At 63.3% G+C, this 24,496-nt stretch carries 26 protein-coding genes and 1 tRNA gene; 8 read left to right on the top strand and 19 right to left on the bottom strand.

Annotation, left to right across the window (positions count from 1 at the left end):
• Positions 1-17 precede the first annotated feature (17 nt).
• The 3 genes from H8F27_RS11285 to H8F27_RS11295 all read right to left on the bottom strand — a co-directional run bounded on the left by H8F27_RS11285 (position 18) and on the right by H8F27_RS11295 (position 2,326).
• Positions 18-1,316 carry an IS110 family transposase gene (locus H8F27_RS11285; protein WP_231596222.1) on the bottom strand — a complete coding sequence of 433 codons (1,299 nt, stop codon included), beginning with the start codon at positions 1,314-1,316 and terminating at the stop codon, positions 18-20.
• Between the two features lie 426 nt (positions 1,317-1,742).
• A complete protein-coding gene (locus H8F27_RS11290) occupies positions 1,743-2,075 on the bottom strand; it encodes a type II toxin-antitoxin system HicB family antitoxin (RefSeq protein ID WP_197148173.1) in 333 nt (110 codons plus the stop codon).
• Positions 2,072-2,326 carry a type II toxin-antitoxin system HicA family toxin gene (locus H8F27_RS11295; RefSeq protein WP_197148174.1) on the bottom strand — a complete coding sequence of 85 codons (255 nt, stop codon included), beginning with the start codon at positions 2,324-2,326 and terminating at the stop codon, positions 2,072-2,074. Before H8F27_RS11295 ends, H8F27_RS11290 begins: the two co-directional genes overlap by 4 nt.
• A gap of 188 nt (positions 2,327-2,514) precedes the next feature.
• Here H8F27_RS11295 and H8F27_RS11300 point away from each other — a divergent pair, with 188 nt between their 5' ends.
• Positions 2,515-4,020, top strand: a complete 1,506-nt coding sequence (locus tag H8F27_RS11300; protein WP_197148175.1) for an IS5 family transposase — start codon at positions 2,515-2,517, stop codon at positions 4,018-4,020.
• A gap of 289 nt (positions 4,021-4,309) precedes the next feature.
• Here the strand turns inward: H8F27_RS11300 and H8F27_RS11305 are convergent, their stop codons facing one another.
• From H8F27_RS11305 to H8F27_RS11325, 5 genes are all read right to left on the bottom strand, one after another.
• Positions 4,310-5,761 carry a Ni/Fe hydrogenase subunit alpha gene (locus tag H8F27_RS11305; RefSeq protein WP_197153527.1) on the bottom strand — a complete coding sequence of 484 codons (1,452 nt, stop codon included), beginning with the start codon at positions 5,759-5,761 and terminating at the stop codon, positions 4,310-4,312.
• A 95-nt stretch (positions 5,762-5,856) separates the two neighbouring features.
• Positions 5,857-6,462, bottom strand: coding sequence for a potassium channel family protein (locus H8F27_RS11310; protein WP_197148176.1), 606 nt, complete (start codon positions 6,460-6,462; stop codon positions 5,857-5,859).
• The gene (locus tag H8F27_RS11315) at positions 6,462-7,589 is read right to left on the bottom strand and encodes an FUSC family protein (protein WP_197148177.1); all 1,128 of its coding nucleotides are present in this window, start codon (positions 7,587-7,589) and stop codon (positions 6,462-6,464) included. Before H8F27_RS11315 ends, H8F27_RS11310 begins: the two co-directional genes overlap by 1 nt.
• Positions 7,590-7,766, bottom strand: coding sequence for a hypothetical protein (locus H8F27_RS11320; protein WP_197148178.1), 177 nt, complete (start codon positions 7,764-7,766; stop codon positions 7,590-7,592). It abuts the gene before it with no gap.
• Positions 7,767-7,779: 13 nt separating this feature from the next.
• Entirely contained in the window at positions 7,780-8,940 is a 1,161-nt protein-coding gene (locus H8F27_RS11325) for a hypothetical protein (RefSeq protein ID WP_197148179.1), read from the bottom strand.
• An 87-nt stretch (positions 8,941-9,027) separates the two neighbouring features.
• On the opposite strand from H8F27_RS11325, the gene H8F27_RS11330 reads away from it, so the two are divergent.
• Complete coding sequence (locus H8F27_RS11330; protein ID WP_197148180.1) at positions 9,028-9,630, top strand: TolC family protein; 603 nt, start codon at positions 9,028-9,030, stop codon at positions 9,628-9,630.
• 103 nt (positions 9,631-9,733) lie between these two features.
• Here the strand turns inward: H8F27_RS11330 and H8F27_RS11335 are convergent, their stop codons facing one another.
• Positions 9,734-10,102, bottom strand: coding sequence for a transposase (locus tag H8F27_RS11335; protein ID WP_197148181.1), 369 nt, complete (start codon positions 10,100-10,102; stop codon positions 9,734-9,736).
• Positions 10,103-10,174: 72 nt separating this feature from the next.
• Between H8F27_RS11335 and H8F27_RS11340 the strand changes: the two genes are divergently transcribed.
• Positions 10,175-11,128, top strand: a complete 954-nt coding sequence (locus H8F27_RS11340) for an IS1595 family transposase (RefSeq protein ID WP_197147974.1) — start codon at positions 10,175-10,177, stop codon at positions 11,126-11,128.
• Here H8F27_RS11340 and H8F27_RS11345 read toward each other — a convergent pair whose 3' ends face one another.
• The gene (locus H8F27_RS11345) at positions 11,129-12,310 is read right to left on the bottom strand and encodes an IS5 family transposase (RefSeq protein ID WP_197148182.1); all 1,182 of its coding nucleotides are present in this window, start codon (positions 12,308-12,310) and stop codon (positions 11,129-11,131) included.
• A gap of 88 nt (positions 12,311-12,398) precedes the next feature.
• On the opposite strand from H8F27_RS11345, the gene H8F27_RS11350 reads away from it, so the two are divergent.
• Positions 12,399-13,268 (top strand): TolC family protein, encoded by an 870-nt coding sequence (locus H8F27_RS11350; protein ID WP_197148183.1) that lies wholly within the window; start codon positions 12,399-12,401, stop codon positions 13,266-13,268.
• Positions 13,269-13,281: 13 nt separating this feature from the next.
• On the opposite strand, the gene H8F27_RS11355 is transcribed toward H8F27_RS11350, so the two are convergent.
• The 8 genes from H8F27_RS11355 to H8F27_RS11390 form a co-directional block, all read right to left on the bottom strand.
• A complete protein-coding gene (locus H8F27_RS11355; RefSeq protein WP_197148184.1) occupies positions 13,282-13,860 on the bottom strand; it encodes an oxidoreductase in 579 nt (192 codons plus the stop codon).
• Positions 13,861-13,875: 15 nt separating this feature from the next.
• Positions 13,876-14,595: a bidirectional hydrogenase complex protein HoxU gene (hoxU, locus tag H8F27_RS11360; RefSeq protein ID WP_197148185.1), complete on the bottom strand. Its 720-nt coding sequence runs from the start codon at positions 14,593-14,595 to the stop codon at positions 13,876-13,878.
• Positions 14,592-16,052, bottom strand: coding sequence for an NADH-quinone oxidoreductase subunit F (locus H8F27_RS11365; RefSeq protein WP_197148186.1), 1,461 nt, complete (start codon positions 16,050-16,052; stop codon positions 14,592-14,594). Before H8F27_RS11365 ends, hoxU begins: the two co-directional genes overlap by 4 nt.
• Positions 16,043-16,384: an NAD(P)H-dependent oxidoreductase subunit E gene (locus H8F27_RS11370; RefSeq protein ID WP_231596223.1), complete on the bottom strand. Its 342-nt coding sequence runs from the start codon at positions 16,382-16,384 to the stop codon at positions 16,043-16,045. The genes H8F27_RS11365 and H8F27_RS11370 overlap by 10 nt, the downstream gene beginning before the upstream one ends.
• Before the next feature lie 31 nt (positions 16,385-16,415).
• Complete coding sequence (locus H8F27_RS11375; protein WP_231596224.1) at positions 16,416-16,682, bottom strand: hypothetical protein; 267 nt, start codon at positions 16,680-16,682, stop codon at positions 16,416-16,418.
• Between the two features lie 208 nt (positions 16,683-16,890).
• A complete protein-coding gene (gluQRS, locus tag H8F27_RS11380) occupies positions 16,891-17,811 on the bottom strand; it encodes a tRNA glutamyl-Q(34) synthetase GluQRS (protein WP_231596225.1) in 921 nt (306 codons plus the stop codon).
• Between the two features lie 67 nt (positions 17,812-17,878).
• Complete coding sequence (locus H8F27_RS11385) at positions 17,879-18,154, bottom strand: HU family DNA-binding protein (RefSeq protein WP_197148188.1); 276 nt, start codon at positions 18,152-18,154, stop codon at positions 17,879-17,881.
• Between the two features lie 190 nt (positions 18,155-18,344).
• A complete protein-coding gene (locus tag H8F27_RS11390) occupies positions 18,345-19,025 on the bottom strand; it encodes an MBL fold metallo-hydrolase (RefSeq protein ID WP_197148189.1) in 681 nt (226 codons plus the stop codon).
• Positions 19,026-19,178: 153 nt separating this feature from the next.
• Between H8F27_RS11390 and H8F27_RS11395 the strand changes: the two genes are divergently transcribed.
• Positions 19,179-21,281 carry a glycogen-debranching protein gene (locus H8F27_RS11395; protein WP_197148190.1) on the top strand — a complete coding sequence of 701 codons (2,103 nt, stop codon included), beginning with the start codon at positions 19,179-19,181 and terminating at the stop codon, positions 21,279-21,281.
• 25 nt (positions 21,282-21,306) lie between these two features.
• Here H8F27_RS11395 and H8F27_RS11400 read toward each other — a convergent pair.
• Positions 21,307-21,383 (bottom strand) — tRNA-Gly (locus tag H8F27_RS11400).
• A 249-nt stretch (positions 21,384-21,632) separates the two neighbouring features.
• On the opposite strand from H8F27_RS11400, the gene H8F27_RS11405 reads away from it, so the two are divergent.
• The 3 genes from H8F27_RS11405 (at position 21,633) to H8F27_RS11415 (ending at position 24,475) form a co-directional block, all read left to right on the top strand.
• On the top strand, positions 21,633-22,805 hold the full coding sequence (locus H8F27_RS11405) for a Fic family protein (protein ID WP_197148191.1): 1,173 nt from the start codon (positions 21,633-21,635) through the stop codon (positions 22,803-22,805).
• Between the two features lie 482 nt (positions 22,806-23,287).
• Entirely contained in the window at positions 23,288-23,809 is a 522-nt protein-coding gene (locus tag H8F27_RS11410) for a hypothetical protein (protein ID WP_197148192.1), read from the top strand.
• A gap of 48 nt (positions 23,810-23,857) precedes the next feature.
• Complete coding sequence (locus H8F27_RS11415; RefSeq protein WP_197148193.1) at positions 23,858-24,475, top strand: siphovirus Gp157 family protein; 618 nt, start codon at positions 23,858-23,860, stop codon at positions 24,473-24,475.
• Positions 24,476-24,496: the final 21 nt, after the last annotated feature.

Here is a 24,496-nt window from a genome sequence, read left to right on the forward strand (position 1 = left end):
ACAGGGATCTCGGCCAGTCATCCGGTTGGGACCAGCTGGTAACCAAGCGCTTTTGCACGCCGTTCCAGCCCACGCACGTGTCGCTCTTGTGATGCCTTCTGGTAAGCAGAAGCGCCCGGCTCTTGAAAAGCCATGCCATATCTCAGCATTTTATAGTAAAGAATGGCAATCTTGCGAGCTGTGGCTATCAATGCCTTCCCTTTACCAACCCTTGCAGATAGTCGCCGCTGGAATGCACCCAAGGCAGTGTTAGTTCTGCTGATTGGCACTGCTGCCATCCAAAAAGAACTGCCGGCCCTGGTAGCCCCCTGTCGTGTCCGCGAGGAAAGCACTCGGCCACCAGAGATCTTATTCTGCGGGCTCAACCCAAGCCATGAGACAAAATGCTTGGCGCTAGGCCAGCGGCTCATGTCGAGCCCACACTCACTGATCAAGGTGATCACCGTTGCAGGCCCGAGACCAGGCAGGCTTAATAGGTCATGGCCTGCCAACGATGTGATCAGGGCCTGAGGATTGAACGAAAAGCCATTGCTCCTGATTTGGCAGTCGCTTGCTTGTTTTTCAGGCTCAACATAGTCGCCCCCAGCTAACTCATTCAGGACGACTTGGCCGGCCAATTCGCATTCTCGAATCTTTTCTGAATAAGCATCGAACATCTCTACTGCAACCTTAAGTTCAAAGAGATGTTCTTCTTGATAGTTGCCATCGAGAGCGGCAGCGATCGTTGCTTCTGTCTCCTTGCAGCGGCGATCGCGCAGTGTAGCCAGCTTCTCTGGATTTCGTTCTCCTGAAAGGATGGCATCAATGACTCTGCGAGCAGTCTGACCAGTGATGTCTTTCACAACATGATGTAGCTGTAGGTTCATTTGCATGAGGGCTTTCTGCATGTGCTGCTGATGCGAGGAGCGGTAACGCACTAAAATGTCACGCTGCCGAAAGTAGGCTCTCAGCTTGGCGATGCAGGGATCGGGCTGGAAGCTCGCGCGAACAAGACCATGGCTGTGAAGTTGCTGCAACCACTGAGAATCACTGATATCAGTCTTGCGACCGGGGACATTCTTTGCGTGCCGAGCATTAACCAGAAAGACTTCGATGCCTCGACCCACGAGTATTTCGTAGAGTGGAACCCAGTAGATTCCAGTTGACTCCATGGCTACCGTCTTGATGTCGATGGCGAGCAACCATTCAGCTATAGACTTCAGATCATTAGTAAAGCTTGAGAATTTCAGCACTGGGTCATCGTCAAGCTCTGCTGGTACCGCTACAACATGGAACCGACTACCGATGTCTATTCCTGCGGAGCGTGGATTGACCACTCTGAGGCGCGCACGTCGGCGGCGCGAGGGGGAAGAACTTCCTGGCATACATCCGCTGCAATGGGTCTGAGGAGGGAGGCCAGGCAGATTCCGCGCTAAAAAATGAACAGTTTCCTAATCGGGATCAGCACCTGGATTTCTCCAGAAGTGTCGTCGCCAGGGCAGGGAGCGCTGTGGGAATCCAGACCACGTTTCCTTTCGGGAACAAGCCTCCAAAGATGTCATCGGTCATGGCCTGACGTCCCCATGACCAGTCTGGCAGAGGCCTTTGGACTTGGCCGTGGGTGTTTCGGACGCGAGGGCGTGCTCAGGGGTACTGGTACGTTTCCTGAAAGTTACCGTCCCTGAGTGGCAGGCAAGGACTTTAGAGCGCAAGCAGGGAATCGGGGGTGGCCTGTCCACTCCAGGGGCTTGTTATCCGTTCCTTTATGCCGTGACACTTCTCTGGAGTGCTTCTTGAGCGAGCGTATTGAGACTCTTTCCCTGCACCTCCGCAGTCATCGCCAATTTCTCGTGTAGTTCAGGCGGAATCCGAAGATTGAATTTGCCTGAAAATTGTCTGCGCGGCTCGATTCCTTGCTCCTTGCAGACCTCAAGAAAGACATCCAATGACTTTTTGAACTCTCGGCGAAGCTCATCTGGACTGGATCCATAGAAGTCCGCTCCTCCAGAAAGGCCAAGAATTTCCCCGCGAAACTGATTCGTTTCTTCGTCGTACTCAATTCTGGCGTGGTAGCCATCCACATTCATCAGGTTCATGGTGTCACTCCGTGTTCTTCAAACCATTTGCGGATTGAAGCAACAGCACCCTTGTCTGTATCAGGCGATGGGTGGGGTCTGTGAAAGACCCTGACTTCGCCAAACAGAACGACCGCGACTCGGCTGCCCGCCCTCTCACTGACATTCCCACCAAGCTCCTGAAACAGGGCTTCGATGTCCCTCCACGGCAAACTGCCGCTTGCAGGTCGGGAGAAGATCAGCTCAAGGGTTCGCTGGCGCTTTCGCTTCATCCCGGCATAGTACTGCCTAATGGTACCAGGTGCGACTTCCGTTCAGATATTTGCAGGATACGGATAACTTATTAGGGCTTGCTGAGGAACCAATATCCATTGCGCTGCAGTTGATTCCAGGAATGGTCTAACGTTAAAATGAGCCAAATGTAGCCATTCCTGGCTTAGAACAATCTGCTGACACGCCAATGTACGTTTTTCAGCACGCAGGTCAGCTATCAATCGAGGAGTTTTACACGCCCTTCGGCGGCAAGCTGGATGCCAATAATCGCTGGGTTCTGCTTCGTAACCTGATTCCATGGATGCCACTGGAAAGCCAGTATGCACCCCGATTCAGTGCCAAGACAGGAGCACCGGCCAAGCCGTTTCAGATGGCGTTCGGTGCGCTGTACATCCAGCAACGCCTGGGAGTGACAGACCGCGAAACGGTTCAGCTGATCACGGAATCACCGTATCTACAATTTTTCATTGGCTTGAGTGCGTACCAGGCAATGCCGCCGTTTGATCCATCAATGATGGTGCATTTTCGTAAGCGCATTGGCCCTGATCTGATCAAGATCTGCAATGACATGACCAAGGCCAATGGCATTGCGATGATTAAAGAGATGCTGGTTTCGGCTGAGGAAGATGCTAGCGAAGAAGAAGAGGAGCAACAGCTTGCTGCCATCGACGAAGCGCTAGGGGTGAAGCCTGCAACGTTGGATCCTGAAAGTAACTGGGGTACTCTGATTCTTGATGCAACCTGCGTGCCTGATGACATTCCCTACCCAGTAGATCTGAGGTTGCTCAACGAAGCGAGAGAGGCTACTGAGAAGATCATCGACGAACTGTTCAAGCAGTTGCAGGGAAAGATCAATCGTAAACCCCGCTGCAACCGGGATAAAGCTCGGAATCGGTTTCTGGCGATCATCAAGAAGAAAAAGCCCAAATCCGCCGAGATCCGGAGAAACCTCAGAGCAATTGATCAGATGATCCACTGCGGTGTCATGCTTTTGGAGCTTGGAACCCAGCTCTACCGCAAGCTGCTGATCACCAGTGAACTGTACCGGAAGCAGCAGGAGATGTATGACGCTGATAGCCGGCGCATCGACGATCGGATTGTCAATTTGTCAAAACCACACGTGCGGCCGATCGTGAGGGGCAAGGCGGGAAGGCGAACAGAGTTCGGTGCGAAGATCTCAATATCAGATGATAATGGTTTTGTAGATGTTGATCGCATAAGCTGGGACAACTACAATGAAGCCAACGACCTAATCGCACGTGCCAAGCAATACAAGGAAGAGCGAGGGTACTATCCAGCGCGAATCTGTGCCGATTCAATCTATATGACATTAGGCAACAAGAAGTTCTGCGCAGAAAATAACATCAGACTCAGTGGTCGTCCACGCAAGAAGCAGGTCGAGGCCGAGGTGCAGACAGCAGAGCAACAAGAGCTTTTTAAATCAGACTTGAGAAAGCGTTCCGTGATCGAGGGAAGAATCGGAACGAGCAAACGGAAATATGGACTGGATCAGATAATGACCAAGCTGATTGAAACATCAAGAACGGTGATCACTATGGCGTTCTTTGTGATGAATGCCGAGAAGATTCTGAGGCTACTGCGCTTCTTGTTCTCTATTCTTGTTTCTGTGTACATCCTGATGCTCTATTTGTTTGCATCCTGGCGCCGTCCAGCGCCTCTGTGGGCTGCTTAGTCAGCTTCTGGGAGTAAAACTGAGGTCACCAGCGCTTGGCGCTGCAGGCTGAGATCGCGGCCATTTGCGCGCCCGAAAATCCCGAAAACGAAATTCAGCAAGCCCTTATTATTGGGCGGATCCGCATAAATCCCCCTTCCTGGCTCTTTGACAAGCATAAGAACGATCTGCCCCTCCTAGCAATTGGCTAATACCCCAGTTCTCGCAGTTACTTCTGTGCCCTTGCCGCCGAGATGGGGAGTGTTATGCCGGTCCGCATAACGCCGTTCGATGGCATACACAGCCCCCCTCAATCCCTTACCCGCTCCGCCAGCACCCGGCCGGACGCATCCACCAAAGCAATCCGCAGCGGCATCTCGCCGGCCGCATGGGTGGAGCAGGAGAGACAGGGATCGAAGCAGCGGATGCCCGCCTCCACACGGTTGAGCAGGGGCTCGGGGATCTCGGCGCCCGCGGCCACCGGGGCGGGAATGAATTCGCGGGCGATCTGGGCCACGGTGCGGTTCATGGCCAGGTTGTTCTGGCCCGTGGCAATGATCAGGTTGACGCGGGTGATCAGGCTGTCGTCGTTGACGCAGTAGTGGTGAAACAACGTGCCCCGCGGCGCCTCGCTCACCCCCACCGCCCCATTGGCGTTGAGGCTGGCATGGGCGCGGATGCGGCCACCCATCAACGCGTCGCCGGCCACCAGCTGCTCGATCCCCTCCAGGCAGGCCACGATTTCCACCAGCCGGGCGTGGTGATAGGCAAACGAGGAGGTGATGATGCGGCCGCCACTCCCAGGGGTGCCGCTGCGCTGGCGCAGCTCGGCCAGCTCCGCATCAGCCCAGGCGGTGCCGATCCGCTCGCACACATTCAGCCGCGCCAGCGGACCCACCCGATACATCCCCTCCGGATAGCCGAGCGGCTTGTAGTAGGGGAACTTGAGATAGCTCCAGCTCTCCACCGCCTCGCCCAGGAAGCTGGCGTAATCGTCTTCCGAGAGGCCATCGGCCACGATCCGGCCGTGGCTGTCGATGAAGCGGATCGCCCCCTCAATGCACTCCCAGCCGCCATCGGGTGTCACCAGGCCCATGAACAGCGACGGGAAGTCGCCAAAAGTGAGCTGCTCACGCTGCAGTGGCCCATCCAGCAATTTTTTGTAGAGCTCCAGCGCCGCGGCCGCGGTGGCCCTGGCCTCCGGTAGCCGTTCCAGGATCCAATCGCGGGCTATGGCGCTGAGGGGCGAGCGCACCCCACCGGGCACGGCCCAGGCCGAGTGGATCTTGCGGCCCGCCAGCAGCTCAATGATCTGCTGGCCAAACTGGCGCAGGCGGATGCCGGCGCGAGCCAGCTCGGGATCGGCCGCCATCAGGCCAAACACATTGCGCTTGGCCGGATCGCTCTCCCAACCCAGCAGGAAATCGGGGCTGCTGAGGTGGAAAAAGGAGAGGGCATGGCTCTGGCAGATTTGGGCCAGATTGAGAAGCCGCCGCAGCTGGCGGGCCGCCGGTGGCGGCTGCACCCCCAGCAGCTTGTCGCCGGTTTTGGCCGCGGCCAGCAGGTGGCTCACCGGGCAGATGCCGCAGATGCGGGCGGTGATGCCCGCCATCTCCGTGAAGGGCCGGCCCTCACAGAAGGTCTCGAAGCCGCGATACTCCACCACGTGGAAGCGAGCGTCGGCGATCCGGCCGGCCCCATCGAGGTGCAGGGTGATCTTGGCGTGGCCCTCGATCCGGGTCACCGGGTCGATCGTGATCATGCGGGGCGTGGGATCCGAGCTCACAGCGATCTCCCTCTGCCGAATGCCGATCAATCAAATCCCAGCATGGCCGCGATCCGCGCCAGAGGTGCACCTCAGTCCGGCGCACCCCCCAGGGAGCCAGACGGGCTGGGGAGACGGCCTTCCACTTCGAGCCGCATGGTGATGATCCGCTGCACCACGTACACCAGCTGGGCCGTGCTCCAGCCGGCCATCAACACACCATTCACCGCCTCGGCAACGCTGAGCAGGCGCCAGCACACCGGCAGGGTCATGTCGCCATAGCCAACGGTGGTGAAGGTGATGCCGGAGAAATAGAGGCTGCCCTCCAACCCCGAAAACAGGCCCAGCCCCTGATACAGCAGGGCCCAGAGCAGGATCTCCACCCACAGCGCCAGGGCCGTGAGCAGGGCCATGGCCAGGATCATCAACAGGCGCCGCCGACTGCGCGGCGCGCACCAGGCATCCAGCCGTTGCCGGTGGGTGAGCTCTGCCTGGACCACCGTCACCAATGTGTGAATGATGGCGGTGAGGATCAGCATGCCCACCGCGATGCCCAGCTGCGCCGGCAACCCCAGGCACACTCCAGGGGGCTGGGGCGGCCTGCCCTGGCCCCAGGCAGGTGCGGCCGCGGCCAGCACGCCCAAGGCAACGGCAGCCGCAAGCCGGCGATGGCGCTGCAGCAGCGGGATCCAGGCCATCAGGAAGCCTCCGCCCGCGACAACTCCGGCGGGAGCGGCTCGGCCAAGGGCACCCCGAGCCAGCGCGCTTCCTCCCGCGCCGCCGGCAGCAGCCGTTGCAGCTGCTCGCGGCTGGCTGCTGGATCTGCTCTGAGCTGGTTGTAGCGACGCAGCGCACTGTTGGGAAACAGCAGCAGCCCCACCGCCAGCGCCAGGCCACAGCCCATCAGGTAATCCATCCAACGGTTGGGGATGTACCAGGCCACCAGCGGCCCGTAGCCCACAAACGCCACCCCGCTCGAGATCAACGCCGTGCGCAGATAACTCGCCTTGTTCAACGCCATCAGCAACGCGGCGGTGCCGCCCATCACCAGGCCGTTCTGCAGCGCCCCGATCCCCAGGGTATTGAACACCAACAACGGCATCAGGATGCCGAACGACACACCCACCATCCGGTCGCGCACCCGGCCGAGGGTGTCGCCGATGCTGTCGTTCAGCAACAACACCACCCCGAAATAGAGATATTTCGGGGTCACCGCTCCCACCCCCTGGCCGATGGCCAGGGCCAAGCTGGCAAACACGAGCTTGCGCCAAAAAAACGCCGACTGCAGGCCTGCGATCACCCGCTCAGCCAGCGGCGGCTCAGCCTGCTCCGAGCCGGGGCCCGCTGCTGGGCTCTCAGAGGCGGTGATCACGGCAGGGGAGAAGGCCAGCTGCAGCGCCGTGGCGATCACCATGCCCAGGCCAATGGCCAGGAGCTGCTGGCCCCAGTCACGCCAGCTGGGGGCGCTGCTCAGCAGCGGCAGCACGCCAGCCACCGCCACAACGCCCGAAAGCATCCGCAATTTGCCGGGCAGCAGCAGAGCGAACAGCTGCATCAACGCCGCCACCAACCCGAACAGGAACACCTGGGGCACCGCGCTCAGGGCAAGCGCCAGCACGACGCCCACCGCCATGCAGACCCCCACCACTACCAGCAATACCGGATAGATCGCCAGGGGCCAGCGGCTGAAATCCGGTCGCACGATCAGGGCCGCGATCACCGCGCCGTAGGCGATGGCCTCACCGCTGAGGCCAATGCCATCGCAGACAGCACTGGTAAGGCCAACCGCCAGAGCGATCACCAGAGCCCCGCGCAGCTGCACCATTCAGGCCCGGGGGGGCCGCAACGCCCGGGCCCAGCCCACCAGCAACACCACCAGCAGCAGCGCCACCCAAAACCACAGCCGCGGCGGCGAGCTGATGGCGGCGATTACCAGCAGCAGCAGCGCGATCCAGGGGGCCGGCTGCCGCCAGGGCTTCAACCAACGCTCAAGCTTGCTCATCGCTCCGCACCTCTCATCGCTCCGCACCACCCAGCCAGCGCAGGAACGGCAACACAAAGCTCACCAGGGAGCGCCGCTCCACCTCCACCTTGGCCCGCGCGGGCGTGCCGTTCTCCAGCGGTAGATCGGGCCCCCGGCCGCTGCTCCAGCGGAGTCCACTCGGGTTGTCGGCCGGCTCCAGTTCCACGGTCACCAGTTGCACCGGTGAACTGATCTTGTCGGCGGCGGTGGCCAGGGGGTCACCGCCCTCACCAAAGGCCGCCTGGCGGCTGCGGGCAATCAGACTCATCGCCACGTCTGGATCCCCCACCACCCGGCTCACCTCGGCCAGATCGGCTGTGGCGGGCGAGATGGCCACAATTTTTCCCTCCACAGAGCCGTAGCGCTCGGCCGTGCCGCCATAGCGCTCGCGGGTCTGCAGCAGCGGATCGAGCTGGATCGACTCGCCCAGCCGCAGGCGCACCGCATCGGCATCACTGAACAGGGCGGTCGCCAGGCGCGGGCGGCTGGATTGCAGGGGCCCGGGGCCCAGGGTGCCCAGCCGCTGGCCCGGCAGCACCGCCTGACCAGGACTGACGGCCAGGCTCAACAGCCGGCCCGCGCGCGGCGCCAGCACCGCTTGGGCATCCTCCTGACCCTCCAGTTCGGCCCGGTTGGCATCGAGCTGGGCCAGCTGACCCTCCAGGGCTTTAATCTGACTTTGGTTGCGCAGGTAGAGATCCTGGGCTCCCACCCACAGCGGGCTGTAACGGGGGATCACCTCATCGCGGCGCAGGGTTTCGAGCGCCTGCAACTGCTTCTGCACCGGCTGGTTGGTGGTGCGCAGGGTGGCGATCTGGGCCCGGATCGCCTGCTGCTGCCGGTCGATGGCCTGCCCCTGTCGCACCAGGGCATCGGGGTTCGCGCCCACCGCCCCAGCGCCCGGCGCCGCCTGGTCCACCCGATTCAGCGTGGCCAACACTTCGCCCTGACGCACTGCATCGCCGACCCGGCGGGGCAAGGCCTGTACCTGGCCTGCCGATCGCGCATAAAACCCGACGCGGCTGTCCGGTTGGAGCAGCACCGCACTGCCCTCCACCTTCACGGCCACGCCCGGAGAGAGGGCCCAGGCTCCACTGATCGCCGTCACCAGAGCCATCGGCAGCAGGCTCAGGGCCCGGTCCATTGCTGCCATGCCGCCCTACTGCGCTGCCACGGAAGAAGTGGCCTTACCGTACCGGCAATTGTTCCTGTTGCAGCTTTGCGTCGGCGATCCTGCTGGATGAGTGCGCTCGCAGCGGTGATCCTGGGGCTGGCGCCGGGCCAGGGGGCTCTAGCAGCCACCCCTCCCCTGATGCTCAGCCGCCAGCAGGCCCTTGAGCTGGGATTGGGCGCGTCCCTGAGCCTGCGCAGCCAGGTGCTGAAAGTGGAGGAGAACCAGGCCCTGGTTGGGTTGGCCCGCACCCGTTTTCTGCCCAAACTCGATCTGGTGGCCCTGGGCACCTTTGCCCAGGTGAACACTGACATCGGCTTCATTTCCAACCTGCCCACAATCGGCGACCTGAGCCTCAACCTCGGTGCCGACGGTTCGGCCCTGATCAACAACACCTTTGTGAATCTGGGTTTGATCTTGCGGATGCCGTTGCTGGATTTTGGCCGCAGCCCACTAAAGCAGGCTGCCCAGGCCGATCTGCAGGCGGCCCGCGCCGAGCAGGAGGAGCAGCAACGCCGGGCCCGCTTTGAAATCCTGAGCCGCTATCTCTCTGCCCAATTGAGCGCCGCCCAGATTCCGGTATGGGAAAGCTCGCTGGCGTTGTCCCGCCAGTTGCTGCGCGACGTAAATGCAATCCGCCGCGAGGGCCTTGCCCCACGCATTGATACCTAGGGCTTGCTGAATTTCATTCGCGGGTTTTTCGTCCGCGCCAAGGGCCGCGACTCAGCCTGCAGCGCCAAGCGCTGGTGACCTCAATTTTACTCCTAGAAGCTGACTAAGCAGCCCACAGAAGCGCTGGACGGCGCCAGGAGGCGAGCAAATAGAGCATCAGGATGTACACAGAGACAAGAATAGATAATAAGAGGCGCAGTAGCCTGAGAACCTTCTCGGCATTCATCACAAAGAACGCCATCGTGATCACCGTTCTTGATGTTTCAATCAGCTTGGTCATGATCCGATCCAGTCCATATTTCCGTTTGCTCGTTCCGATTCTTCCCTCGATCACGGAACGCTTTCTCAAGTCTGATTTAAAAAGCTCTTGTTGCTCTGCTGTCTGCACCTCGGCCTCTACCTGCTTCTTGCGTGGACGGCCACTGAGTCTGATGTTATTTTCTGCGCAGAACTTCTTGTTGCCTAATGTCATACTTGATTACCCAGCTCGCTCCGCGCACCGCGAGCCTGGGCCGTAGACTGGTACGCACATACCAGTTCAGTCATGGCGCGCAACGTCATCCAGTTCCAGAAAGGCCTTTCACTGCCTGACTTCCAGCGGCTCTACGGCACCGAGGTGCAATGTGAGGCTGCTTTGGAGAAGGCGCGCTGGCCCGGTGGGTTCCGCTGTCCCCGCTGCAATGGCCATGAGCATGGGCTGGTCTATGGCCGCAGGCTCAAGCGCTATCAGTGCCGCAGCTGCGGCCATCAGGCCACGCTCACGGCTGGCACGATCATGCAGGCCACGAAATTGCCTCTGACCACCTGGTTTCTGGCCTTTTACATGATCGGGCAGGCCAAAACAGGGATCTCCTCGCTGGAGCTCAGCCGCCACCTGGGCGTGAACTACGACACCGCCTGGCTGCTGCACCACAAGATTCTGCGGGCGATGGCTGATCGGGAGGAGGCTTACCTGCTGCGGGGAAAAGTCCAGATCGATGATTCCTACCTCGGCGGAGAACTGCCGGGCGGCAAGGCAGGTCGGGGTTCAGAGAACAAGATCCCCATCGTCGCGGCCGTCTCCTTGAATGAGGCGGGCCGGCTGATTCACGCCAGGATCACAGCCGTGAGTGGCTTCAGCTCAGAGGCCATCGCTGAGTGGGCCAAGCGCCATCTGGCGCCCGGCAGTCAGGTGCTCTCCGATGGCCTGGCCTGCTTTCGTGCCGTGACCACGGCAGGCTGCAGCCATCACGCCATCGTCACCGGTGGGAAGCACCCAAACGACTTGCCGCAGTTCCGTTGGATCAACACCGTGCTGGGCAACCTCAAGACCGGCTTCAACGGCACCTTCCACGCTTTCAATTTCGACAAGTACGCCAGGCGCTACCTGGGCGGCTTCTGCTTCCGGTTCAACCGGCGCTTCTCGATGGTTGCGATGACTGATCGCATTGCCAATGCGGTCTGTTGCTGCATGCCCTGCACGGAGCGGGATCTCAGGGTTGCGGAGGCTTATGGGTAATCAAGATGTCATATAGATTGAATCGGCACAGATTCGTGCTGGATAGTACCCTCGCTCTTCCTTGTATTGCTTGGTACGTGCGATCAGGTCGTTGGCTTCATTGTAGTTGTCCCAGCTGATTCGATCCACATCGACAAAGCCATTATCATCTGATATTGAGATCTTCGCACCGAACTCTGTTCGCCTTCCCGCCTTGCCCCTCACGATCGGCCGCACGTGTGGTTTTGACAAATTGACAATCCGATCGTCGATGCGCCGGCTATCAGCGTCATACATCTCCTGCTGCTGCCGGTACAGTTCACTGGTGATCAGCAGCTTGCGGTAGAGCTGGGTTCCAAGCTCCAAAAGCATGGCACCGCAATGGATCATCTGATCAATTGCTCTGAGGTTTCTCCGGATCTCGTTGAGCTGAAAGCGCTTGACTTCACGGATCTCGGCGCATTTGGGCTTTTTCTTCTTGATGATCGCCAGAAACCGATTCCGAGCTTTATCCCGGTTGCAGCGGGGTTTACGATTGATCTTTCCCTGCAACTGCTTGAACAGTTCGTCGATGATCTTCTCAGTGGCCTCTCTCGCTTCGTTGAGCAACCTCAGATCTACTGGGTAGGGAATGTCATCAGGCACGCAGGTTGCATCAAGAATCAGAGTACCCCAGTTACTTTCAGGATCCAACGTTGCAGGCTTCACCCCTAGCGCTTCGTCGATGGCAGCAAGCTGTTGCTCCTCTTCTTGTTCGCTATCATCCTCCTCCGCCGAAACCAGCATCTCTTTAATCATCGCAATGCCATTGGCCTTGGTCATGTCATTGCAGATCTTGATCAGATCAGGGCCAATGCGCTTACGAAAATGCACCATCATCGATGGATCAAACGGGGGCATTGCCTGGTATGCACTCAAGCCAATGAAAAATTGTAGATACGGTGATTCCGTGATCAGCTGAACTGTTTCGCGGTCTGTCACTCCCAGGCGTTGCTGGATGTACAGCGCACCGAACGCCATCTGAAACGGCTTGGCCGGTGCTCCTGTCTTGGCACTGAATTGGGGTGCATACTGGCTTTCCAGCGGCATCCATGGAATCAGGTTACGAAGCAGAAGCCAGCGATTATTAGGATCTAGTTTGCCGCCGAAGGGCGTGTAAAACTCCTCGATCGATAGCTGACCTGCGTGCTGAAAAACGTACATTGGCGTGTCAGCAGATTGTTCTAAGCCAGGAATGGCTCCATTAGGCTCATTTTAACGTGAGACCATCCCTGGAATCAACTGCGGCGCAATGGATATCGGTTCCTCAGCAAGCCCTACCTATCAGGCCGAAGCCCTGCTGCAAGCCGACCTGCAGGGATTGGCAGAGGCCCAGGCCCAGCATGAAATCGCCCTCAGTGCACTGGCCCGCGTGCTGAATCTGGCGGCCGAATCCCGCGTCGAACCCGCTGACCCCCTCCAGACGGATCCGGCTTGGGGCCACAGCTTGGGCGACAGCCTCAGCAAAGCCGTGGAGCAGCGCCCTGCCCTGGAAAGCCTTTCGCAACTCCAGCAGGCCCAGCAAGCCAACGTGCAATTGGCCCGAGCTGGACGGTTGCCCAGCGTCGGCCTTCTGGTGGGAGGGGGCATCAGCGGCAACTGGCTCAATGTTCCAAATCTCAGCACTACCCCCTCTGTCAGCAGCAGTGGCGCTGGCGTGACTTTGCCAACCGTCAACACGAGCGGCAATGCCTCGGGCAGCTTCGTCGACTGGGGGGCCGCCATCAGCGTGCGCCAGCCCATCTTTGACGGAGGCCTCAGCCGCGAGTCGATTGCCCTGGCCCAGCGCCGTGCGGCCCAGGCGGAGATCGCCCTTCAGCAGGCCCAGCAGGCCATCATCCAAAACGTGGAAACCTGGTTCGCCACCCACCGAGCAGCGGCCGCCCAGACCGCTGCCGCGCGGGCGGCCATCGTGGCGGGAGAACGGTCGGTGCAGGATGCCCTTCTGCGCTATCGGGCCGGCCTCTCCTCTCTGACCGAGCTGTTGGTCGCCCAGCGCAACCTGCAGGTGGCCCGCTCAGCTGAGGCCCTGGCGATCTACCGCTGGAACCTGAGTCGGGCTGGACTGGAATTGGAAACTGGCCTGGTGGACGACCCATCGGCGGGCAGCCCGGCGGGCTGATCCCGGCCCGCCCTCAGCCAAAACCCAGCATGGCCGGGCCTTCCATCGGTGGCGCCTCGCCACGCAGCAGGGCCTCGAGAAAGGTCCGGATCCGCTCAGCCGAAGGCGGGCAGCCCGGCAGGAAATGATCCACCGGGATCAACTCATGCAGGGGCAGCACCCGCTCCAGCAACTCAGGCACGATGCCCGGAGCATGGGGATGCTGGGCGCCGGTGTCGGCCAGCTCCACATAGCCGCGCTTCAGCACGCTCTGGCGGCTGCCGCCCTCGACGCCGGCCCAGAGGTTGCGCATGCCCGGCACGTTGGCACTGACGGCGCAGTCGCCGAAGGAGACCACCACCTTGCTGCGGGCCCGCAGCTGCAGGGCGAGTTCAAGGTTGTCGGCGTTGGCCACCGCCCCCTCCACCAGACACAGATCCACACCCTCGGGAAACACCTTGATGTCACTGGCCACCGGCGAGTAGACGATCTCCACCCGCTCGGCGAGCTCAAAGAGCCATTCGTCCAGATCGAGGAACGACATGTGGCAGCCGCTGCAGCCCGCCAGCCACACCGTGGCGAATCGCAGCTTTGGGGGTGTGGCAAGGGTCATTGGTTATGCCAAGGGTCATTGGTTGTGCCAGTGGTGCTCGGTGCGCGCCTCGACCAGCTGGTGGGCCCGCTCGGGGTGGGGCTGCTTCTCGCCGCTGCCATCCTCCTTGCGAAACAGGGCGCCGGTGGGGCACACATCGACGCACTTGCCGCAGTTGGTGCAGGCCGCCACCTCCCCCCAGGGCTGATCGAGGCCGGCGATGATCGAGCAGGAGCTGCCCCGATAGCCCACATCCCACACGTGGACTGCCTCGATCTCATCGCAGACCCGCACGCAGCGGGTGCAGAGGATGCAGCGATGGTGATCCAGGCTGAACAGGGGGTGGGAAGCGTCCACCTGGCGCCGGGGGTACTGGTAGGGGAAACGGGAGTGGTCCATGCCCACCTCCACCGCCACGGCCTGGAGCTCGCAGGCGCCGTTGGCGACGCAGACGGCGCACACATGGTTGCCTTCGGCGAAGAACAGCTCCACCGCCATGCGCCGGTAGGTGTCCAGCTCGGGGGTATGGGTGTGGACCACCATCCCATCGGCCACGGCGGTGACGCAGGCGGGCTCCAACTTGGGATGGCCCTCGATCACCACCAAGCAGAGGCGGCAAGCCCCCACCGGCGTGAGGCCATCGAGGTGGCAGAGGGTGGGCACCTGCAGGCCCGCCGAGCGGATCGCCTCCAACACAGTGGCGTCCCCGGCGGCGCTCACGGCGCGTCCATTGATCTGGAGCTGCAGTGTTGTCATGGCACGACGGGAGCCGAAATAGCAGCCTCGTATTCGGCGCGGAAAAACCGCAGGGTGCTCAGCACCGGATTGGGGGCCGACTGGCCCAGGCCGCAGAGGCTGGTGGCCTTGACCATGCCGCAGAGTTGCTCGAGCTGCACCAGATCAGCAGCCGTCGCCCGGCGCTCGACAAAACGATCCAGCAGCTGGGCCAGCTGCACCGTGCCGGCCCGACAGGGCAGGCACTTGCCGCAGCTTTCATCGACGCAGAAACGCATGAAATAGCGGGCCAGCTCCGGCATCGCCATCGCCCCATCGATCACCACCATGCCGCCGGAGCCCATGATCGAGCCCAGCGACTGCAGGCTCTCGTAATCCACCGGGGTGTCGAGCAGCGCCGCCGGCACGCAGCCGCCGGAGGGGCCGCCGGTCTGCACGGCCTTCACCTGCCCCGGTGGGCTCTGGCCCATGGCCTCGACGATGGTGCGCAGGCTGGTGCCCATCTCCACCTCAATCAGGCCCGTGTGCGGGATGGCGCCGGAAAGGGCGAAAACCTTGGTGCCCTTACTGGTGGCCGTGCCCATGGCGGCATACCAGTCACCGCCCTCCCGCAAGATCGCCGGCACGGCAGCAAAGGTTTCCACGTTGTTGATCAGGGTGGGCAGGCCCCACAGGCCCGACACCGCCGGGTAGGGCGGCCGTGGCCGGGGCGTGCCCCGCCCCCCCTCAATCGAGTGGAGCAGGGCCGTTTCCTCGCCACACACGTAGGCCCCGGCACCGATGCGCAGCTGGATCGGCAAGCCCGCCAGCACCCCACGGGCCTCGGCGGCACCGATGGCGGTGCGCAACCGCTCAATCGCCAGCGGATATTCGGCCCGCACGTAGATGAAGGCCTCGGCGGCGCCGACGGCATGGGCGGCGATCGCCATGCCCTCCAACAGCCGGTGGGGATCCCCCTCCAGCACCGCCCGGTCCATGAAGGCGCCGGGATCTCCCTCATCGGCGTTGCAGACGACCGCCCTAGTGGGGCTGGCCTGGGCGGCCACCAGCTGCCACTTGCGGCCGGTGGGATAGCCCGCACCGCCGCGGCCCCGCAGGCCACTCCGCGCCACCTGCTCGATCACCGCTTGCGGCGCCAGCTGCCGGCAGCGATCCAACGCGGCGTAGGCGCCCTGGGCAATCGCATCGTCGATCGAATCGGGATTGACCAGGCCGCAGCGCTCCAACACCACCGATCGCTGCAGAAGAAAAAACGGATGGGCCAGATCCAGGCGCCGCTCCCCCGCCACTCCAGCCACCAGCTCAGTGGAGCCATCGGCATGGTCGGCCGCCGCCAGGGGGCCCATGCCGCAGAGCCGCAGGCAACCCACCGGCTTGACCCGATCAGCACCCACCTCCGCCTCAAGCCGCTGCCTCAGGGCCGCCGCCCCGGCTGCCCGACAGGCCGTGGCATCGCAGCAGCGCCAGCTCACGCCCATGGCAGCGCCTCCGGCTGGCCCATGGCCAGGGCTCCATCGACCACCAGCACCGGGGCCTGGCCGCAGGCCCCCATGCAGCTTGTGGTCTCGAAGGCCACCCCCCGCTGCCGCAGGGCGGCCTCCAGCCGCTCAGCCCCCCGCACGAAACAGGCGGTACCCCGGCAGACAACGCAGCGATGGGGCGGCGGCGGGTCGAGGCGAAACAGGTGGTAGAAGCTCGCCACACCCATCACCTCGCTGAGGGGACGGGCCATGCTGATGGCCAGCTGCTGAAGCTCTTGCCTGGGCAGGTAGCCGTGGAGCAACTGCACGCTGTGGAGCCGCTCGATCAACGAATCGCCCGGATCATGGGATGGCGATTGCTCAGGTTTCGTTGCCACCGAGGTCATCCTCAAATCCCTCGTCTGGATCGAATTCACTCCAGCCGGGGCTGGCATCGTTGAACAGGCCATAGCGCGCCGTCTGATCGTCCATCAAGGTGTTGCCCGTGGGCCGGGTGTCGCAGCTGATGCCGCCGTCAGCGGTGGGCTGGCAGTTGTCGAATTCCACGCCGGCGCGGGCTGGCGACGGTCCCAGCAGGGCCAGGGAGAGTCCTGCCAGGGCAAGGGAACTGATTGGCAGAAGCTTCATCACTGGGGCAGCGGCGGCGGGGTCGGTCTACTGAGATGATGGCTGAGGTTTTGCGTCTGAGCGATGTACACCGATTGGACTGCCGTGATTCTGCTGCTGTTGACCGCAGCGCCACTGGCCGTTGTGGTGGCAACGGCAGCATTCTTTATCTGGCGGAAAAAGAAGCAGAAAGGATGAGGCCCCTGCCGGCACCCTTGCCAGAGATTGGTCAGGCCTGGGGAGCCCTCAACAGCTGCTCGAGCCGTTCAGGGCATGGCCCCAGCTCCTGCAGCAGCTCGGTCGCACTCAGGCGCCCGCCGGCAGGCACCAGGCCGGCACTGGCCGCCAGATCTCCAACCACCGAGGCGGCATCGAGCCCTCGCTGGCGGTAGGCGGCGAGGCCCTCGCCCCCCTCCCGTTTGCTCAGCCGCCGGCCCTGCCCATCTCGCCAGAGCGGCACGTGGCCGTAGCGCGGCGGGTCTGCCCCCAGGGCTGCCATCACGGCCACCTGGGCGCCGGTGGCGCTCCAGAGATCACAGCCGCGCACCACATCACTGATGCCGAGGCTGAGCTCATCTACCGCCGTGACCAGGTGGTAAGCGAGGAAGCCATCGGCCCGGCGCAGCACCACATCACCCACTGTGCTGGGGCCGTCAAGCTGACCAGAGGGGCCGTAGCTTTCCAGCCAGCGCAGCACCCCAGGCCCCAAGCGCAACCGCCAGCTCGGCAGCCGGCCCTGCAAGGGCCCCCAACCTCCATCCCGGCCGCGACAGGTGCCGGGATAGACAGTCAAGGCTCCATGGGGAGCGGAGATATGGGCCATCAGGCGGCGACTGCAACGGCAGGGATAGAGCAGGCCCTGCCTGCGCAGGGCGGAAAGCACCGTGCCGTAGAGGCCGCGTCGCTGGCTCTGCCGCAGCAGCGGCCCATCCCAATCCAGGCCAAGCCAGCGCAGGTCGGCCAGGATCGAAGCCTCCGCGCCAGGGCGATTGCGGGGCGTATCGAGATCGTCAAGGCGCAGCAGCCATTCCCCACCGCGCAGGCGGGCGTGCAACCAGCCCAGCAGGGCCGTGCGCAGGTTGCCCCGGTGCAGGGCGCCCGTCGGCGAGGGAGCGAATCGCCCCCGGTAACCCTGCCGGCGCCGCAGCAAGCCGGCTTCCAGCAGGGCCTGAAAGTGGGCTGGCAGTAGGTGGTCCGGTCCTAGAACGATACCCGGTTCAGCCTTGAACCCGGTCCTTGAACATCTTGCCGGCGGTGAAGGCAGGCACCCGCTTGGCAGGAATTCCGATTTTCTCGCCGGTCTTGGGGTTCAGACCCTGACGGGCGGAACGATCCCGGGGTTCAAAGGAACCGAAGCCCAGGATGGAAACCTTCTTGCCTTCCACCACCGAATCAATGATGGTTTCGATGGCAGCATCCACTACCAAAGAGACATCGGTTTTGGTGAGCTCGGTGCGGGCGGCAACGAGGTTGACTAGATCAGCTTTGTTCATAGAAGGAAGAAGCCTCGGGGTTGACGGTCGGGATCCGACAGAGGGTGGCGAGTCGGAAACGCCGACCGGCCCGGAGTTAAGCCTCGCAATCGTATGGGGACTCAGCCCTTGCTGCAACAAGAAAGTGCGGCGGCGCAACGGTTTTCGTGACAATTTCCGCACATAGGGCGGATCGGAGTGGCTGCCGCCATCACAAATCGAGGCCCGCCAGCAGGGCAGCGCCCCCAGTTACGAGCTTTTCGCCCCGCAGCGCACCAAGCCCGCCACCACTGGCGATCCAGGCCGGGGAGCCCGCCGGCAACCAACCGCGCAGCAACTCCAGACTGCGCAGCTGGCGGGGCCAATGGAAAGTGCGCGCCGTGGCCAACGGGGCCAGGGCCGCCGGCCCAGTTGGCACCAACAGACGCCCGCAGAAAAGGCCATCAACGCCTCCTGCCCGCACATGCAACACGCAGGCCCCGGGCGTCGGACCCGGCGTCCAAAGCAGCTCCACCCCCGGCGCCAGGGCATATTTCGCCGCAAAGCATGTGCATTGCCTCACCCCGGGCAGGAGGTAGGCCTCCTGCTCCTGCACCAGCACGGGCCAGCCAATGGCCTCCTGAAAGCGGCGGCAGCGCCCATGCCCCTCGCGGCTGGTGAGCACGATCGTGCCTGGACCCACCTGGAGCGAGCGCCGTTGGAGCATCTCCAGATTGGCCTGGGTGTATCCGGGACAATCCACCAGCAGATCGCCATCGCCGCCATAGGCCGAGCCTTCCAGCAGCCAGCTGCTACCTCCCTGGCTTTCGCGGCTGGGCGCGAACAGCCACAACCCCGCAATCACCTGCTGGGGCGGGCGGCCGGGTTCGGGGGGCTGGGTGAGCAAGGCCAAGGCTGGGGCGGCGGCAGGTGGGGAGAGCAGGGGAAGAAGGTCCGGAGACGGGCACCTCAGCAGGATCCTGCTGCCCCCAGCGAAAGGCCTGCTTAACGTTGTCGCATCCAGGCAGGCCCATTGACGGTCCAATTCAACAGTCCTGAGCTCTCCATGGACCCCAGCGCCAACCACCACCCGGGCAAGGGGCTCCACATCGGCCATCCCTGGCCCCTGGGTGCCAGCCTCACCGCCAGGGGGGTGAATTTCTCCGTGGTTGCCCCCCTGGCCACCCGGATCGAACTGCTGCTCTTCAGCCACGGCGACGCCCCCGAAGCGGACCGGATTGTGGAGCTCGACCAGCGGCACCGGTCCGGCGACCACTGGCACGTGGAGGTTGAGGGTCTCGGGCTGGGGAGCTGCTACGGCTATCGGGTGTTCGGACCGCTGCAGCCCGGCGGCCATGGCTTCAACCCGTCCAAGGTGCTGCTCGACCCCTGTGCCAGGGCCATCGCCGGCTGGAGCAGCTATGGGCGAGGCAGTGCCGTGGGAGCGGCCCCGAATACCAGCCAATGCCTCAAGGGGGTGGTGACCGAGCGGGATCGGTTTGATTTCCATCACGCCCCCAGGCCTCGCCACAGCTGGCAGAAGAGCGTGATCTACGAGTTGCATGTTGGCGGCTTTACCCAGGGGCCGGGCTGTCCCGTGGCTGAGGAGCACCAGGGGCGCCTGCTGGGCCTGATCCCCACCCTGCCCTACCTGCGCGAGCTCGGCATCACCACCATCGAGCTGCTGCCGGTGATGGCCTTCGATCCCCATGACGCACCGGCTGGTCGCCACAACTACTGGGGCTACAGCCCCCTGAGCTGGATGGCCCCCCACCCCGACTACCTGGTGGGCGACGACCCGCTCAGCGGTCGAAACCAGGTGCGGCAGCTGGTGACCGCCTGCCACCGGGCCGGCATCGAGGTGTTGCTCGATGTGGTGTATAACCACACCACCGAGGGCAATCAGGATGGCCCAACCCTGAGCTGGCGCGGCTTCTGTGATCGCCTCTATTACCAGCAAAGCGCCAGGGGCGACTACCAGGATGTCAGCGGTTGCGGCAACACAATCGCCGCCAATCGCCCGCTGGTGCGACGCCTGATCCTGGAATCCCTGCGCTGCTGGGCCACCGAACTGGGCATCGACGGATTTCGCTTCGACCTGGGAATTGCCCTCAGCCGGGGCGACAACCTGGCACCGCTGGACACACCGCCACTGTTTGAGGAGATGGAGGCCGATCCCGACCTCAGCGACCTCAAATTGATCAGCGAACCCTGGGACTGTGGCGGCCTCTACCGCCTCTCTGACTTTCCAGCCCGCCGGGTGGCCACCTGGAACGGCCGCTTCCGTGACGACCTGCGGCGCTTCTGGAAGGGCGATGAGAAAACCTGCTGGACCATGGCCCAGCGGCTCAGCGGCAGCCCCGACCTGTTCACCAACGCACCGGTGCACCCGGGCCAGTGCATCACCTTCCTCACCGCCCACGACGGCTTCACCCTGGCCGACCTGGTGAGTTTCAACGGCAAGCACAACCTCGCCAACGGCGAAGACAACCGCGACGGCGACAACCACAACAACAGCTGGAACCACGGCATCGAGGGGCCCAGTTCCGACCAAGCCATCACCGCCCTGCGGGAGCGCCAGCTACGCAACCTGCTCACCAGCCTGCTGCTGGCACCGGGGGTGCCCATGCTGCTGATGGGCGACGAGGTGCGCCGCAGCCAGGGGGGCAATAACAACAGCTGGTGCCAGAACAACCCCCTGGGCTGGATGCATTGGCAGCCCGACGAGGGCGACCTGGCCCTGCGGCTGTTTCTGCGTCGGCTGCTGAAGCTCAGGGCCCACCTGGCAGCCCTGTTCAACCCGGAGCAAAGCATCGATGAAACGCCCCAACGGCGCAGCAGCGATCGCGGCAACCTCTGGCGCCAGTGGCACGGGGTCGAACTGGACAAGCCAGACTGGGCCAGCTGGTCCCACACCCTGGCCTGGAGTCTTCAGGACAGCCGTCAGGGGCCCATGGTCTGGTGTGGTCTGAACTCCTACAGCAAGGCGATGCACTTCGAGCTGCCCGCCTGTCCCAACGGCTGGCTGCGGGTGATCGACACCGCCCTCCCCCCCGGCGACGACCTGCCATCCGAGCCCCAGCCCTGGCTGCCCACCGGCGCCCCCCTACAAAGCCGCAGCCTGATGCTGCTGGTGGCGGCGCCGTTGCTCAAGGGAACGGAGCTCTAAGGGGGCGGCCCTATTGAGAAAAGGAAGCGGGCGGCGGGAATCGAACCCGCATCATCAGCTTGGAAGGCTGAACCATAAATCGCCCAGTCTCATTGCCACCGCTGACTTCTCAACAAGGGAAAAGCCGCATGTGAGATGCTTGGTGAGACGTTTTCCCGTCCAACCCCTTATCAGCACTAGACAGGGGCATCAGACGAGCGAACCCAAGAAAGGCCGCGAGACAGCGATTGAGACTGACGAGACAGACGCTTCCATGCCCGCCAGGGCCAGCGCCAGGCCGGCCTTATTCAAAGGAAAGCCCTTTCCCTTGAATAAGATCCAACGGTATTCAAGGTTCGCTCCAGGGTCTCCATGCGGCGCGATGCCACCGGGCGCTACGAGATCACCAGCACCGCCGGTGAAGCAGTGCGGGCCTTCGTGCCGGCGCCACTGCCGCCTGATCCTCCTCTGGAGCTGGCGGGGCCACTGCAGGCACTGCACGAGCGGGCGCTGCTGGCCTGCGGACGGCTGGACGGGATCTCCTCCCTGCTCCCTGACCCCGAGCTGTTTCTCTACGCCTATGTGCGGCGTGAGGCCCTGCTTTCCTCCCAGATCGAAGGGACCCAGTCGTCCCTCTCCGATCTGCTGCTCTTTGAGCTGGAGGAGGCTCCCGGCGTTCCCTTCGATGACGTGGTGGAGGTCTCCAGTTACGTGGCCGGACTGGAGCACGGCCTGGCCCGGCTGAAGGAAGGTTTTCCGCTCTCCTCCCGCCTGCTACGAGAGATCCACAGCCGGCTGTTGGCCCGGGGACGGGGCGCTGATCGCCTGCCGGGTCAATTCCGGCGTAGCCAGAACTGGCTCGGCGGCACTCGGCCTGGCAATGCGAGCTTCGTGCCGCCGCCACCGGTGATTGTGGAGGAGTGCATGGGGCAGCTCGAGCAATTCATCCACGGCGGCCCCAAGGGTGAGCACGCCCTACCGGTGCTGGTGCGCGCCGCCCTGGCTCACGTGCAGTTCGAGACCATCCACCCGTTTCTCGATGGCAACGGTCGCCTGGGACGGCTCCTGATCGTGTTGATGCTGATCGACGCCGGGGTGCTCAGCCAGCCGTTGCTCTACCTCAGCCTGTTTTTCAAGCAACACCGCAGCCGTTACTACGAGCTGCTGGATGGGGTGCGACACAGCGGGGACTGGGAGGCCTGGCTTGATTTCTTCCTGGAAGGTGTGGAGAACACAGCCTCAGCGGCCGTGGCGACGGCCCAGCTGCTGCTGGAGCTGTTTCGCGCCGATGAAGCACGGCTGGTTGGGCTCGGCCGCTCCGGGCCCAGCGTGCGCCAGGGCTACGCAGCCCTGCGTCAGCGGCCTCTGACCAGCATCAACCAACTGGGACAACGGAGTGGGCTGAGTGTCCCCACCGCCAGCAAGGCAATCGAGGCCCTGGTGGAGCTGGGCATCGCCCGAGAAGTCACCGGAGCCCGCCGCAACCGCCTCTTCGCCTACGACGCCTACCTGGCGATCCTCAGCGAAGGCACCGAGCCGCTCTGATCCTTCCGTCCTTTGGCGCCACTGCTGTTGAAGGTTGTGCCGCCAGTGTCTACAGACACCCCAGGGCTCCGGGTCGTCAGCGGCCGTCCTTCAGCGTGCCACGGCTGCGCCGTGGCGTGCATCGGCCAGCCGCCGCCGCCCTCCGCTCCGGGGCCGGTGTGGGGGTGGTGGGCAGGGCTGCTTGTCCCGCGGCTGCGGTGGCCTGGCCTTCGCTCGCGTCATAGGGGGAGGCAGCAAGTTTCCTCGCGCGGCTGCGCGGCCAGCTGGTTGTTTAGCGCTGAATCTGGCGGGTCTGTTTATCAGCTTTCCGATCCGTCAGCGTATGCCTTTGCTTTGCGTAGATCGATTGCCCTGCAGCAGCTCTGCCGGCTGCTCAGTGCGTTTGTACTGGTAGAATAAAGGCTGCGCCAAAGGCCCCGAGCCCATCGCCTGCGGCAACGAAATCCTCGGACAACTTGCCCCGTTCGTTTGCTCTGTAGCCCATGAGCTTGTCTTCTGCTGCAGTGGCCCAGGCCGCTGCTTTGCCTCTTCCTGGCCTCCTGCCGCCGCCGGCGTTGGCCCATCGCTCGGTCGTCATCGTCGCCGCCGGAGGTCGTGATCTCTCCTGGCCACAAGAGCGCATCGCCTCTGCCTTGCTCCAGCGCAGCGGTGGCCGTGCTGTCCATCTGCTGCTCCATGGCGGTGCCCGTGGCGCCGATCAGGCCATCGGCCGCGCTGCCCACCAGCTCGGCTGGCGCGTTCAGTCCCTCGATGCCGAGTGGCGCCGGTATGGCCGTTGCGCCGGCCCCATCCGCAATCGGCGCCTGCTCGAGCAGGCCCTGGTCGAGGCCCAGGCCCACACCTCCCCGGCATTCAGCGCCTCGGTGCTGGTGATCGCCTTTCCCGGTGGGCCAGGCACGGCCTCGCTGGTGCAACAGGCCCGCCGCTGCGCCACCCGCTCACCGGTGCCGGTGGTGGTGATGGAAGTGCTGCCGCCGTTCTCGCCGGAGCCCCTCGCCGCTTGAGCGGCCTTCGTCGCCCCGCTCCTCTCGTTCCCTCTTCTCCACCTACCCATGTCTGCTCTCACCACCACCGCTCCTCTCGCCCCAGTTCTCCCCAATGCAGCAGGCCCTGCCTGCACCCTCCAGCGCACCGGCTCCCTCTGGCAGCTGGGCATCGAGGCCCAGGAGCTCACCACTGCCATCGGCCTGCTCGCCCAGCGCCTTGAAGGCGACGAGCCAGAAGACCGCCAACAGGCCATCACGGAACTGGAGGCTGCGCTGCTTGCCGATGAAGGCAACAAGCAGGCTCTCGCCGCCAAGGCCGATGCCACCTGCTGGGTAATCGAGCACCTGCGTGGTCAGGCCGCCTACCGGCAGCAGCAGGCCAAGCGGCTCACGGAGCTGTCCCGCTCCGATGCCGGCCGGGCCGATGCCCTGGAGGAATCACTGGTGCTGGTACTCACCCGGCTGCAGCCCGCAGCCACCCGCTTCTCGTTCCCGAATCACGAGCTGCGCAGCACCCGCTCCACCGCCGTCGCCATCGACAACGAGGCCCTGCTCGATCCCGAATGGCTGGCGGTCAAGACCACCTTCCAGGCCGATAAGACCGCCATCAAGGCAGCCCTCAAGGCCGGCCAGGAGATCACCGGCGCCCAGCTGATCTCCCGCCGCTCCTGGCGCATCTGCTGAGTGGGCAAAGCCCCCCTTTCA

Source organism: Synechococcus sp. CBW1108 (assembly GCF_015840335.1).
Lineage (GTDB): Bacteria > Cyanobacteriota > Cyanobacteriia > PCC-6307 > Cyanobiaceae > Cyanobium_A.

What these genes read in the sequence shown, in the direction of transcription:
- H8F27_RS11290 (WP_197148173.1), bottom strand. Translation starts at nt 2,075, where the DNA reads ATGAACCTGATGAATGTGGATGGCTACCACGCCAGAATTGAGTACGAC.
- H8F27_RS11295 (WP_197148174.1), bottom strand. Translation starts at nt 2,326, where the DNA reads ATGAAGCGAAAGCGCCAGCGAACCCTTGAGCTGATCTTCTCCCGACCT.
- H8F27_RS11300 (WP_197148175.1), top strand. Translation starts at nt 2,515, where the DNA reads ATGTACGTTTTTCAGCACGCAGGTCAGCTATCAATCGAGGAGTTTTAC.
- H8F27_RS11305 (WP_197153527.1), bottom strand. Translation starts at nt 5,761, where the DNA reads ATGATCACGATCGACCCGGTGACCCGGATCGAGGGCCACGCCAAGATC.
- H8F27_RS11310 (WP_197148176.1), bottom strand. Translation starts at nt 6,462, where the DNA reads ATGGCCTGGATCCCGCTGCTGCAGCGCCATCGCCGGCTTGCGGCTGCC.
- H8F27_RS11315 (WP_197148177.1), bottom strand. Translation starts at nt 7,589, where the DNA reads ATGGTGCAGCTGCGCGGGGCTCTGGTGATCGCTCTGGCGGTTGGCCTT.
- H8F27_RS11320 (WP_197148178.1), bottom strand. Translation starts at nt 7,766, where the DNA reads ATGAGCAAGCTTGAGCGTTGGTTGAAGCCCTGGCGGCAGCCGGCCCCC.
- H8F27_RS11325 (WP_197148179.1), bottom strand. Translation starts at nt 8,940, where the DNA reads ATGGCAGCAATGGACCGGGCCCTGAGCCTGCTGCCGATGGCTCTGGTG.
- H8F27_RS11330 (WP_197148180.1), top strand. Translation starts at nt 9,028, where the DNA reads ATGAGTGCGCTCGCAGCGGTGATCCTGGGGCTGGCGCCGGGCCAGGGG.
- H8F27_RS11335 (WP_197148181.1), bottom strand. Translation starts at nt 10,102, where the DNA reads ATGACATTAGGCAACAAGAAGTTCTGCGCAGAAAATAACATCAGACTC.
- H8F27_RS11340 (WP_197147974.1), top strand. Translation starts at nt 10,175, where the DNA reads ATGGCGCGCAACGTCATCCAGTTCCAGAAAGGCCTTTCACTGCCTGAC.
- H8F27_RS11345 (WP_197148182.1), bottom strand. Translation starts at nt 12,310, where the DNA reads ATGTACGTTTTTCAGCACGCAGGTCAGCTATCGATCGAGGAGTTTTAC.
- H8F27_RS11350 (WP_197148183.1), top strand. Translation starts at nt 12,399, where the DNA reads ATGGATATCGGTTCCTCAGCAAGCCCTACCTATCAGGCCGAAGCCCTG.
- H8F27_RS11355 (WP_197148184.1), bottom strand. Translation starts at nt 13,860, where the DNA reads ATGACCCTTGCCACACCCCCAAAGCTGCGATTCGCCACGGTGTGGCTG.
- hoxU (WP_197148185.1), bottom strand. Translation starts at nt 14,595, where the DNA reads ATGACAACACTGCAGCTCCAGATCAATGGACGCGCCGTGAGCGCCGCC.
- H8F27_RS11365 (WP_197148186.1), bottom strand. Translation starts at nt 16,052, where the DNA reads ATGGGCGTGAGCTGGCGCTGCTGCGATGCCACGGCCTGTCGGGCAGCC.
- H8F27_RS11375 (WP_231596224.1), bottom strand. Translation starts at nt 16,682, where the DNA reads ATGAAGCTTCTGCCAATCAGTTCCCTTGCCCTGGCAGGACTCTCCCTG.
- H8F27_RS11385 (WP_197148188.1), bottom strand. Translation starts at nt 18,154, where the DNA reads ATGAACAAAGCTGATCTAGTCAACCTCGTTGCCGCCCGCACCGAGCTC.
- H8F27_RS11395 (WP_197148190.1), top strand. Translation starts at nt 19,179, where the DNA reads ATGGACCCCAGCGCCAACCACCACCCGGGCAAGGGGCTCCACATCGGC.
- H8F27_RS11405 (WP_197148191.1), top strand. Translation starts at nt 21,633, where the DNA reads ATGCGGCGCGATGCCACCGGGCGCTACGAGATCACCAGCACCGCCGGT.
- H8F27_RS11410 (WP_197148192.1), top strand. Translation starts at nt 23,288, where the DNA reads ATGAGCTTGTCTTCTGCTGCAGTGGCCCAGGCCGCTGCTTTGCCTCTT.
- H8F27_RS11415 (WP_197148193.1), top strand. Translation starts at nt 23,858, where the DNA reads ATGTCTGCTCTCACCACCACCGCTCCTCTCGCCCCAGTTCTCCCCAAT.